The 11287-nt window shown below is 62.3% G+C and carries 7 protein-coding genes; 3 read left to right on the top strand and 4 right to left on the bottom strand.

Annotated elements, in window-relative coordinates; translation table 11 throughout:
* Positions 1 to 185: 185 nt before the first annotated feature.
* A complete protein-coding gene (locus GQO94_RS20260) occupies positions 186 to 803 on the bottom strand; it encodes a TetR/AcrR family transcriptional regulator (protein ID WP_156843199.1) in 618 nt (205 codons plus the stop codon).
* Positions 804 to 915: 112 nt separating this feature from the next.
* Here GQO94_RS20260 and GQO94_RS20265 point away from each other — a divergent pair, with 112 nt between their 5' ends.
* Genes GQO94_RS20265 through GQO94_RS20275 form a run of 3 tightly spaced genes read left to right on the top strand, consistent with a single transcriptional unit; the run spans position 916 to position 6776 of the window.
* Positions 916 to 2103, top strand: coding sequence for an efflux RND transporter periplasmic adaptor subunit (locus GQO94_RS20265; protein WP_156843200.1), 1188 nt, complete (start codon positions 916 to 918; stop codon positions 2101 to 2103).
* Positions 2104 to 2106: 3 nt separating this feature from the next.
* Entirely contained in the window at positions 2107 to 5352 is a 3246-nt protein-coding gene (locus GQO94_RS20270; protein ID WP_156843201.1) for an efflux RND transporter permease subunit, read from the top strand.
* Complete coding sequence (locus GQO94_RS20275) at positions 5352 to 6776, top strand: efflux transporter outer membrane subunit (protein ID WP_156843202.1); 1425 nt, start codon at positions 5352 to 5354, stop codon at positions 6774 to 6776. The genes GQO94_RS20270 and GQO94_RS20275 overlap by 1 nt, the downstream gene beginning before the upstream one ends.
* A 301-nt stretch (positions 6777 to 7077) precedes the next feature.
* Here GQO94_RS20275 and GQO94_RS20280 read toward each other — a convergent pair whose 3' ends face one another.
* The 3 genes from GQO94_RS20280 to GQO94_RS20290 all read right to left on the bottom strand — a co-directional run bounded on the left by GQO94_RS20280 (position 7078) and on the right by GQO94_RS20290 (position 10932).
* Positions 7078 to 7296 (bottom strand): transposase, encoded by a 219-nt coding sequence (locus tag GQO94_RS20280; protein WP_156843203.1) that lies wholly within the window; start codon positions 7294 to 7296, stop codon positions 7078 to 7080.
* Positions 7297 to 7488: 192 nt separating this feature from the next.
* Positions 7489 to 9078: a tannase/feruloyl esterase family alpha/beta hydrolase gene (locus GQO94_RS20285; RefSeq protein WP_156843204.1), complete on the bottom strand. Its 1590-nt coding sequence runs from the start codon at positions 9076 to 9078 to the stop codon at positions 7489 to 7491.
* Between the two features lie 27 nt (positions 9079 to 9105).
* Entirely contained in the window at positions 9106 to 10932 is a 1827-nt protein-coding gene (locus tag GQO94_RS20290; RefSeq protein WP_156843205.1) for a TonB-dependent receptor domain-containing protein, read from the bottom strand.
* Between the last annotated feature and the right edge of the window lie 355 nt (positions 10933 to 11287).

Here is an 11287-nt window from a genome sequence, read left to right on the forward strand (position 1 = left end):
TCGGGCAATCAGATCATGGGGGGCATGCCCCCCATGATCTGATGATCAAACAGGCGGCATGAACGACAACCGGGATTAGCTTAACTCAGCCGCCAAACTGTCCAAGAACGCGGGACCACCTCACTACCTCACCCCAAGCGACCCTCCCGCGGAGCGGGTTCGTGCTTTGGGCCGGATGCGGCCGGTCAGCGGTTCGCTATCTTGGCACCCGCCAGGAAAAACTCGGTTCGCGCCCGTAACCGTTCGCTGGAATGGCGCAGGCCCACGCCGTGCGAAATCGCTTCGGCATGCAGGTCGCTTACGATCAGGTCGAGGAATATCTCGGCCAGCGTTTCCGGCTCGCCGTCCATCGCCACGCCTTGCTCTTGCCAATTGGCAAAGGCGACCTTGAGCGCGCGTTTCGTGCTGGTGGCGGTCCGTTCGAAGAAGCGGCTCGCAAAATCGCGGTCGTTGATGCTGCGGGCGATGACGATCCGCAAGAGGGCGACGACTTCCGGATCGAGGAAATGCGCGTGAAGGCCTTCGGCGATCCGGTGGAGGATCTGCGCGTGCGAGCCTCCTTCGGCGACCATCTTCTGAATGATCTCCTCTCCCGAAGCCGCCTTTTCGAACACCACGGCTTCCAGCAACCCGTCCTTGTTGCCGAAGACCTTGTAGACGGTCGCTAGCGATCCTCCCGCCCGCTCGACGATGTCTCCGAGCGTCGTGCGTTCGAACCCCTGCTCCACGAACAGGGCGCGCGCGGCCTGGAAGACCGCCTTCTTGCGGCGGTCCAGACGGCAGAAGTCAGAAACATCGCTCATCCTTTCAGACTTCCATCAAAGTGGGTTGCGGGGCAAGGGTGTAATCACTATTACACCTTCGCGCCTGCACAAAACTTCGCACCTGCACAATATGACTGAAGGCCCCTCCCTCATGAAGCCGATCCTTGCCGGCCTGGCCGCTTGCCTCCTCCTTTCCGCCTGTTCCGGCGCAGTGCCCTCGCCTCCGCCGCAGGAGGTTCCGGTCAAGACGATCGAGGTGGCGCGCCAGTCGGTGCCCAACGTGATCGAACTGCCGGGCCGTGTCGAACCGGTCCGCTCTGCCGAGGTGCGCGCGCGGGTGACCGGGATCGTGCAGGCGCGCCTTTACGAGGAAGGGACCGATGTCCGCGCCGGCCAGCCGCTGTTCCGGATCGATCCGCGCGAACTGCGCGCCAGCTATGCTCAGACGCAGGCCGCGCTGACCCGCGCCCGGGCGACCGCCGCCAATGCCCGTGCGGTGGTCGAGCGCTATCGTCCGCTGGTGGAAGAGAACGCGATCAGCGGCCAGGAATACGACGCTGCGCTCGCTGCCGCGCGCGAAGCAGAAGCCAATGTCGCGCAGATTCGCGCTCAGCTCGAGGCTGCATCGCTTCAGCTAAACTACACCACGGTGCGCGCTCCTATCTCGGGGCGCGCCGGGCGAGCGCAGGTGACCGAAGGGGCTCTGGTCAGCCAGGCCGAAGGCACGCTGATGACCCGGATCGAGCAGATGTCGCCCGTCTATGTCGGGTTCGCGCAGGCGGCGAGCGAGATTTTGAAACTGCGCCGCGCGATCGCCGCCGGCGACGTCGAGCTCGACGACAACGACCGGGTCGAGGTGCGTCTGACCTTCTCGGACGGCACCGAATATCCCGTGCCCGGCTATATCGATTTCCTCGCCTTCTCGGTCGACCGGCAGACCGGGACGGTGGAACTGCGCGCCGAATTTCCCAATCCCGACGGCCTACTGCTGCCCGGCGAATTCGTCCGCGCGCAGATCTACGCGGGTGCGATCCAGAACGGCATGATGGTCCCTCAGCGCGCGGTCTCTCTGACCGAGAACGGCGGATCGGTATTCATCGTCGATGGCAATGGCCAGGCGGCGGTGCGACCGGTTAAGCTGGGCGCGATGGTCGACGGCAGCTGGATCGTCGAAAGCGGGCTCCAGCCCGGCGACGTGGTGATCGTCAGCAACCTGCAGAAAATCCGCCCCGGCGCTCCGGTGAAGATCGCCAACGCACCGACCGGTCGCAAACCCGCCGCGAAGCCCTCGGCCAAGCCGTCCGGCAAAGCCTCCGCCCGCGCGACGGGAGCGGAGTAAGTCATGGCCCGCTTTTTCATCGACAGGCCGATCTTCGCGTGGGTCGTTGCCCTTGGCATCCTCCTGGCTGGCATCATAGCCCTGCGTGCGCTGCCGATCGAGCAGTATCCAGAAGTTGCCCCGCCTTCTCTCACCATCACCGTGGTCTATCCCGGCGCCAACGCCGAAACGCTGGAGCAGAACGTCACCCAGGTGATCGAGCAACAGCTCAACGGCGTCGACGGCTTCCTTTATATGGCCTCGTCGAGCGGCTCCAACGGGCGCGCCACGATTACGGTCACGTTCGAGGCCGGGACCGATATCGATATCGCGCAGACCGAGGTTCAGAATCGTCTGAGCACCGTTGAGGCGCGTCTGCCTGAACAAGTGCGCCAGCAGGGCATAACGGTCCGCCAGGCCAATTCCGGCTTTCTGATGATGGTTGCGATGACGTCCGAGAATGGTGCGCTATCGGCAACCGATCTGGGCAATCTCGCCACCAATCAGGTGATCGACGAACTGCGACGGGTCAACGGCGTCGGAGACATCACGCTCTTCGGTTCGCCCTACGCGATGCGGATATGGCTCGATCCCGATGCGCTGGCATCCTACAATCTTTCGCCCGCCGCCGTGCTCTCTGCCATTCGTGAACAGAATGCGCAGACCGCCGGGGGTGCGATCGGCTCTCAGCCGCTCGAAGAGGGCCAGCAGATCACCGCGACGATATCCACCGAGGGGCGCTTTTCGACCGTCGAGGAGTTCGAGAATATCATCCTGCGGGCCGACAGCGGCGCGGCAGTGGTCCGGCTTGGCGAAGTGGCGCGAGTCGAGATTGGCGCGCAGACCTACGCCTTTTCTACCGAACTGAACGGCGAGCCGGTGGCGATTCTCGCCGTGCAGCTGGCCACCGGGGCCAATGCGCTCGCGACGGCGGAAGGGGTCAAGGCCAGGATGGACGAAATCGCGCCGGGGCTGCCGGGCGATGTCAGCTGGTCAACTCCTTACGATACGACGCCTTTCATCGAGGCCTCTGTCGAAGAGGTGGGAAAGACGCTGGTCGAGGCGATGGTGCTGGTGTTCCTCGTCATGTTCCTGTTCCTCCAAAACTGGCGCGCTACGCTTATCCCGACGCTGGTAGTGCCGATCGCGCTTGCAGGTGCCTGCCTGGGCCTGTGGCTATTCGGATTTTCGATCAACGTGCTGTCGCTGTTCGGCATGGTGCTGGCCATCGGCATCCTGGTCGACGATGCGATCGTCGTCATCGAGAACGTCGAGCGGATCATGCGCGAGGAAGGCCTGCCGCCGCTGGAGGCCACCCGCAAGGCGATGGGCCAGATCACCGGCGCGATCATCGGTATCACCGCCGTGCTTATCGCGGTGTTCCTGCCGATGGCGTTCTTCTCCGGATCGACGGGCGGAATCTATCGCCAGTTTTCCGTCACGCTGGCGATCTCGATCTTCTTCTCGGCTGTACTCGCCCTTTCGCTCACCCCCGCCTTGTGCGCGACCTTCCTGAAGCCGATCGAGAAGGATCACGATCATTCGACCGAGCCCGAGATCGACAAGGAAGCAGAGGCACAGCCGGGCTGGCGAGGTCGTTGGGCGCGTGTGCGAAATTTCTCTTCGCGGTTCTTCGCCGGTTTTAACCGCTGGTTTGCGCGGATGCAGGAAAAGTACGGCCGTACCAACGACCATATCCTGTCTCGCCCCTGGCGCGCCTTCGCAGTCTTCGTCGCGCTGGGACTGGTGACGGTGCTCTTGTTCATGCGCCTGCCCACCGCGTTTCTTCCGACCGAAGATCAGGGTTTCCTCTTGACCGTCGTCCAGGCCCCGCCGGGAGCCACAGACGAGCGCCTGACCGATGCGGCGGACCCGATTACGGACTTCTGGATGGGCCGCGAAGAGGTCGAGCAGACCGTGATGATTCGTGGCTTCAGCCCCTTCGGACAGGGTCAGAACTACGCAACAGTTTTCACCACCTTCAAGCCGTGGAAGGAACGCAGTGGCGAAGAGAGCAGTGCTGAAGGCCTGCTCGGCCAGGCGATGGGCAGGTTCGGCCAGCTGGACAAGGCCATCGCGTTCGTCATCCAGCCGCCGGCGATCCCCGCTCTGGGCCAGGCGAGTGGCTTCACCATGAAGCTACAAGACCGCGGTGGCGTCGGACGTAAGGCGCTTATGGCCGCGCGTGACCAGATCTTGGGAACGGCTTCGCAAAGCCCCTTGATCGCAAACCTGCGGCCTGAGGATCAGGGGCCGAGCCCCGAGGTCACGATCGATATCGACCGGGTACAAGCGCGCGCACTCGGGCTCTCTCTGGCCGACGTCAATGCAGCCCTCTCGATCACCTTCGGGTCTGCATACGCGAACGACTTCAACCTTCAGGGCCGCGTGTTGCAGGTGCTGGTTCAGTCGGACACGCCCTATCGCATGACGCCCGAAGATGTTCTGGCGCTGCGCATTCCCAATGCAGAGGGTGAGCTCGTCCCATTCAGCGCTTTCGCCAAGGCTGATTGGTCGGCTGCGCCCGCGAGCCTCGCCCGCTATAACGGTTATCCCGCGATGACGCTGTCGGGGATGGCAGCACCGGGCAAATCCTCTGGTGACGCGCTCAAGGAGATGGAGCAGCTCGCGAGCGATTTGCCGCCGGGCATCGGCTTCGAGTGGACTGGTATCTCCTATGAGGAAAAGCAGGCGGGCGGCCAGATCGGCCTGCTGCTGGGCCTGTCTGTCGTGATCGTCTTCCTGGTGCTCGCCGCGCTTTACGAAAGCTGGGCGGTGCCGCTCGCCGTGCTGCTGATCGTTCCGATGGGCGTGCTGGGCTCGGTACTGTTCTCGATGTTGCGGGGATTGCCGGCGGATGTCTATTTCAACGTCGGCCTCATCACCATCATCGGCCTTGCTGCGAAGAACGCGATTCTGATCGTCGAATTCGCAATCGAGGAGGAGGAAGGCGGGCTAAGCCGGATCGAGGCGGTGAAGACCGCCGCCAAGCTGCGCTTGCGCCCGATCATCATGACCTCGCTTGCCTTCACCATGGGCATGGTCCCGCTGGTCCTCGCCAGTGGCGCCGGCGCGGCCAGCCGGATCGCCGTCGGCACCGGGGTGATGGGCGGCATGATCGCGGCGACCGTGCTCGGCATCTTCATGATCCCGATGCTCTACCTGCTGGTTCGCCGCAGCGTGAGCCGCAAGCAACCGCATGCTGCCGGACACATGGAAGGTGCGGCGGATGAACAGTCCGGCTCGCAGACCGAAGGGGAGAAAGCGTGATGAAACGCCTCATGGCCCTCGCTCTCCTATCCACCGGCCTCGCCGGGTGCGCGAGCATGGCGCCCGAGCATGTCCGCCCCGAGGCGGCGACCGCGCCCGCCTTCGATCCGGATTATCGCCCGGATGGAGAGGTGGTTGCCTCGCAACTTTCCTATCGCGACTGGTTTACCGATCCTCGCCTCGTACAACTGATCGGCAGCGCGCTGGAGAACAACCGCGATCTGCTCGCCGCGACCGCGCGGATCGAACAGGCCCGTGCGCGTTACCGCATCCAGGACAGCCGCAAGCTGCCCACAGTGGTCGCCAATGCGAGCGGGACGCGCACGCGCCAGCCGCTGGGCGTCAATCCCTCGCTCGATACCGGCGACGTCGAAGGCGCGCCCGACGCGGTGACCTTCAACCGGTTCGACGTCGGCGTCGGCGTCAGCAGCTTCGAGTTCGACTTCTGGGGACGTCTCGCGAGCCTGAGCGATGCGGCACGCGCCGAATACCTCGCCACGGTCGCAGCGCAGCGGGCCTTCTACCTCTCGCTGATCGCGGACACGGCGACGACCTATTACGAGATCGTAGAGACCGAAGAACAGATCGCCCTCGCAGAGGCGACCGCCGAGAGTCGCCGCGAAGGCCTGCGGATCGCCAAGCTGCGGCTCGACAACGGCGTGACCTCGGCGCTGCCTTACCGGCAGGCCGAAACGCTGCTGACGCAGGCCGAACAGCAACTCGCCAGCGAGCGGCTGGCGCTTGCGCGGCTGCGCAACCAGCTTGCCGTGCTGGTCGGCGGGCAGGTGCCCGAAGGCCTGCCCGACGGCCTCACGCTTGCAGCGCAGGGCGACAAGCGCCGTCTCGCAGCGGGTTTGCCGTCCGATCTGCTGCTCGTCCGGCCCGACATTATCGCGGCGGAGGAGCAATTGCGCGCAGCTCGGGCGAATATTGGCGCCGCGCGGGCGGCCTTCTTCCCGACCATATCGTTGACCGGGAATGCCGGGTTCTCCTCGGACAGCCTCGACGGGCTGTTCTCGGGTGACGGTTTCGGCTGGAGCTTCGGCCCGACGATCTCGCTGCCGATCTTCGACTGGGGTGCGCGCGAGGCCGATCTCGACCTCGCGCAGGCGCTGGAGGTGGAACAGGTCGCCAATTACGACCGCACGGTGCAGGGCGCCTTCCGCGAGGTGTCGGATGCGCTAGCGGGCCGTCGCTGGCTGGCCGAGCAGGTGGCGACGCTGGAACGCGCGGTCGAGGCGCAGGAGCGGATCGCCCGCATCGCCCGCCTGCGCTATCGCGAGGGCGTGGCCGACTACCTCGAAGTGCTCGATGCGGAGCGCAACCTGTTCAGTGCCCGTCAGCAGGTCCTCGCGACCCAGCGCGCATGGCTGCAGAACCGCGCGACGCTGTTCGTGGCCCTGGGCGGTGGAGCGGCGGAGTAGGCAAATCCATCGAACGGCGTTCGCTAACCCGAACAAATGGCAGCTTGCAGGTTAGCACGACAACGTCGCTCGTGTCCGCATTTAGGGCGCTCTCCTTCCGGTCCCCTTCGAAGCAGTTCATCGCCAGCCTATGTCACGAGCGGACGTTCGCGGCGGCTGACCGGAACGACTGACTTTGGTCGGCTGCTGCCGGTTCCTGCGCCATCCGCACCATCGGCGGGACCTTCCCAGATCGCGGCCTTTCGATCGTCGGATGACGATGCCAGAAGGGGGGCATGCATCGACTATCGGGATGGGTGTTTCAGGCGTAGGTAATGTCTCTGAACATGTCTTGCCCCCCTGGGATGGTATTCTCATAGGGCATCGAGCCGGCCAGAAAGAAGCCGAAGAAACGTATCCAGCTCAGGCGGTCGCGGATTATGAACCCCGTCCGCGCATCGAAGAGATTATGCTGCGCCTGAACCACCCGCACCTTCAACATAGCGACCGGATTGAACGGCGGCTGACCGCCTTTTTGCACCGTCGCTGTAGCCCAGGCCGCGGGTCAATGGCGGCTTGAAACACATGTGCGACTGCACTGTCAGTCTTTAAGCTCAATGCTCGTGTCTCTGTGCGACACTGGTGTTTTGGTCAGATGCGTTGCTCGGCGTCCCTTTTCGTAAGACTTGTATGAACATGGTTGAGCCCCAGACTCCCTTTACTCGGATTGGGGTCAACGACATGTCCAAAAGCGCGCGTCCGCAATCTCCGCCTGAGACGCCGCATTCCCGGTATAGCGGGCGCGCATGGGTAGCGGGCAGACGCGGTAAGACCTGGCAATTTCATCGCCTTCCCCGCTGGGCGTGGTCTGGTCGGGGAGCGCCGTCGTCAGCACCAGGCTGTCCGGAGCCTTGGCTTCCTCTACCCACGCTACTGCCGCTTCCAGCATACGGTCGGGCGTATCGGCGGGCGCTCCTTGTCCGCCGGCACAATGGAGCAGGTTAGGAATCATGAAGGCGCGAAAAAAATCTTGACCCTGCTGGGGAAAGATCGTGCGAACCTGCTCAGCGTACGATTGCGCCCCGAGGGGTGGCAGCAGGTTGTCAGCATTCCCGTGCCAGAGCAGGACTTTCTTGCCAAGCTGCCGGGCCCGTCCCAGATTTGCCGGCGTCGGAGGGCGGTTGGCCGCCTTCCAGCGCATCACGCCTGCATATTCCTTGGTCAGATCATCGACGCTGTTGTAGTTCATGTCTGTGAGCAGGTTGAAATCCTTACCGCGAAAGGCGCGTACACGGTCATCAACGGCGCCGAAGAGGATGGGCTGTGTTGCCTTAGTCCAAGGCGGAGGCGCGCTACCTAATAGGGCCGCGCCTAGCTTTTCAGGGTTGGTAAGCCAGAACCCGGGGACATGCACATCCGGCCCGCCCGGCACGTTGGGTAAACCATCGACCAGTATCTTGAGCGTCGAGAATTGCGCGGCGCTGAGGAATGGGAACATCGAGGGTTCTATCCGGATATCGGATGGATTCAGCACGACGCCGTCACGCGCCCCGTCGGCGGCATCGTAGCGCGATACGATGACTTCACCGATGCGCTTGAGCTCTGGCTCTGAAATCCAGCTTGCCGGATTGCGGTAGAGATGGCTCGCGATGTAGCCCCAATAGGTCATGATGAAGTCGTTGGGCGCCGGCGCCCCGATAATAAACGCGTCGGCGTCTTCAGGATAAAGCTCGGCCTCAGTTTGCGCACTGACTCCCCCGCCCGAACATCCTTGAATATAGCGGATCATCATACGCCCGCCATAATACTCTCTGGCTATTGCCTGGGTGGCGACCGTGGCTACGTGCGCGCCACGATGAGCATAATCGGTGCTGCGCGCCTCGCTAGCGCGGAACCGGTTGTCGACCCCGGTCGGGGCGTGCGATCCCTTGTCGGTCGTGGCAAATATGTAGCCTTCCTTCAAGCGGCTCTCCTGAGGCTCCATCAGATAGCCCGCGGAGCCCCCTGGGGGCATCATAAGATAACGCCCATTCCACGTGGTCGGCATCGAAATCAAGAAGCCGACTTTGTTGGGTCCTGGATCAGTCGTTGTCACGAACCCCTGCACACGGCACAGGGGCACGGGATCGAAACGTTGATGGACCGACACGATCGTCACACCGGGGGGCGGCGTGAAGGCATCGATGTCGCACAACATCGTGGGCTGAGCAGGAATGGCCCGCTTGTTCGCTGGCTGCGCTAGGCCGACACCGCAAGTTGATGACAGCACGAATGCTGCCGCCGCGCCGTTCAGCATGAGACGAGGGAAATGATTGAGACGCATAAACTGTCCTTTGAATAATCAACCCGTTCAAAAGTTGAAGCGCACGCCTGCCGTATAGGTTCGTCCCACCAAGTCGTAGACGCCGGGCAAGGTCGGAACGATCAAACCCGGCGTGTTGCCCGCGCCGATATAACGAGGATCTTGGCCAAATAGATTTTGCACATTGAAGAACGCTTCGGTCTTGTCGGCGATATCATAACCTAGATTAACATCGGTATAGAATGTCGCCGGCAGCTTGGGCTCCGCCCATTGATCCACCGGTCCACGCTTCAGGCTGCCGATCATTCTCTCCTGCACGAAAACCGATAGCTTTTCGTGCTGGTAGTTAAGGCTGAGCGACGCACGCAGCTTGGCCAAGCCATCGTTTTCTGTCCAACCGGCATATTCGATCGTGGGCTGCGTGCTGCTTGCTTTCGTACGGAACGAATCGACATAGGTCGCGGCCAGTCGGGCAGTCAGCGTGTCTTCCCCAAACCTTGCGCGATAGTTCGCTTCTACATCGAAGCCCCGCGTCCACAGCCCGGCAATATTGGCCGGGGCCGTTCGCACCGATGTTGGGAAGTTGCCTGGTGAACGATCGCTGAAAGGCCCGGGCCGGATGATCAGCGCGCAGCTGGGAGCGGCCCCACCCGAGGCTTCGCACTCCTGATTTGCTACAATGGGACTGATCTGCTGAATCGCATTGCGCACACGCACATTGAAATAGTCGACCGACAGGCTGAAATCCGGCAGAAAGCGCGGTTGGAAGATTACGCCCACGCTAGTCGTGTCGCCGATTTCGGGCTTTAATGCAGCATTGCCGCTGCCGACTTGCGGGATCAGACTTGAGATGTTGGTATGCACGTCAAAGAAATTAATGAATTGCTGCTGCTCTCCCTGGAACAGGTCCCACAATGTGGGTGCGCGGATGTCTCTAGATCTTGTCGCACGAAAGCGGAGCCCGTCAATCGGCTCCCACGTTCCGCCGACCTTCCAAGTGGTGACCGTCCCGCTTGTGCTGTAATCAGTGAGGCGAACCGCGCCGTTAAGGTCTAGGGATTCGAAAAACCGCTGATTTTTCAGGATCGGAATACCGATCTCGCCAAACACTTCATTGACCGTGAACTTGCCGCCGCCCACGCCTGTATTGTTTGTAATGAATCGTCCGGTCGTCGCCGCGATACCCCGCAAACCGGTGATATCGACTGGAGCTGCCGGATCGGAGTTACTGGTTACATTCAAGCTTTGCACACGGTGTTCACCACCTATGGCAAAAGAGACTGGGCCTGCCCAAAGCGAGAATAAGTCACCGGAAAGCGACAGGTTGACACCATCATAGCGGTTTGTCGCGCGATAAGAGGATGTGCCGCTGGTAATATAGTCCAACGCGGCGGGGTTAGCGGCGCCAGTGCCGAAAAAGTTGAGTGGTACGCAATCGGCGTAGCGAGACCGCACGGCCGGATCGGCATCCAGGGTGGGACGGCACACGATATTACCGTTGCTGTCGCGTACCGCGTCGCGGGCGGCAGCAAACCGTGCCGCGTCCACATTGCCCGTGCTGTCCGCCGTCATGACGTTCTTAGCCGTCTGATAGGAAGCATCGAGACTAAACCGCCCCAGCTTCGCTCGAACGCCGGTAACCCAGTTATACCCTTCAAGCTTCTCATGCGAGCGGATATAGCCAGCATCGAGCAGGAGACGGTTCACCGTGAACTGAGACGTACCCGTTGCCGTCAGCTGGTCCTGCAGCGGCTGTGGCAGATAGGGGTTTCCGCTAAAAAACGTTGCCCCGAAGATCGACGGACTCGTGGTTTCTAAGTCGATCGTGTTTCTCGTTAAATTGAGAAGCGTGTAGACCTTGGCGTCGTCGGTCACATCGTACGCAATTCGTCCGAATGCGGTCGAAGTCTTCTGCGGCGCGCCCTGATGGCGATCGAGGGGGAAGTCGACGAAATCGCTTTCCCCCGTGGTGAATGACGGTGAAGCCGTCGGATTCCCGCGCTGGACCGGCCGGTAAACACCCGGCCCGAAGAAGGTCGTGCCAGCAAACGGACCGCTGGTGACAAGGCCGCCCGCAGTCAGCGCAGCGAGATGAACCGGCGCTGCATGAGGTGGTCCCGCGTTCTTGGACAGTTTGGCGGCTGAGTTAAGCTAATCCCGGTTGTCGTTCATGCCGCCTGTTTGATCATCAGATCATGGGGGGCATGCCCCCCATGATCTGATTGCCCGA

Source organism: Novosphingobium aquimarinum, from assembly GCF_009746585.1.
Classification (GTDB): domain Bacteria; phylum Pseudomonadota; class Alphaproteobacteria; order Sphingomonadales; family Sphingomonadaceae; genus Novosphingobium; species Novosphingobium aquimarinum.

Bases quoted from the DNA above. Each gene is read 5' to 3' on its own strand.
- GQO94_RS20275 (WP_156843202.1), top strand. From the start codon at position 5,352: ATGAAACGCCTCATGGCCCTCGCTCTCCTATCCACCGGCCTCGCCGGG.
- GQO94_RS20260 (WP_156843199.1), bottom strand. From the start codon at position 803: ATGAGCGATGTTTCTGACTTCTGCCGTCTGGACCGCCGCAAGAAGGCG.
- GQO94_RS20265 (WP_156843200.1), top strand. From the start codon at position 916: ATGAAGCCGATCCTTGCCGGCCTGGCCGCTTGCCTCCTCCTTTCCGCC.
- GQO94_RS20285 (WP_156843204.1), bottom strand. From the start codon at position 9,078: ATGCGTCTCAATCATTTCCCTCGTCTCATGCTGAACGGCGCGGCGGCA.
- GQO94_RS20270 (WP_156843201.1), top strand. From the start codon at position 2,107: ATGGCCCGCTTTTTCATCGACAGGCCGATCTTCGCGTGGGTCGTTGCC.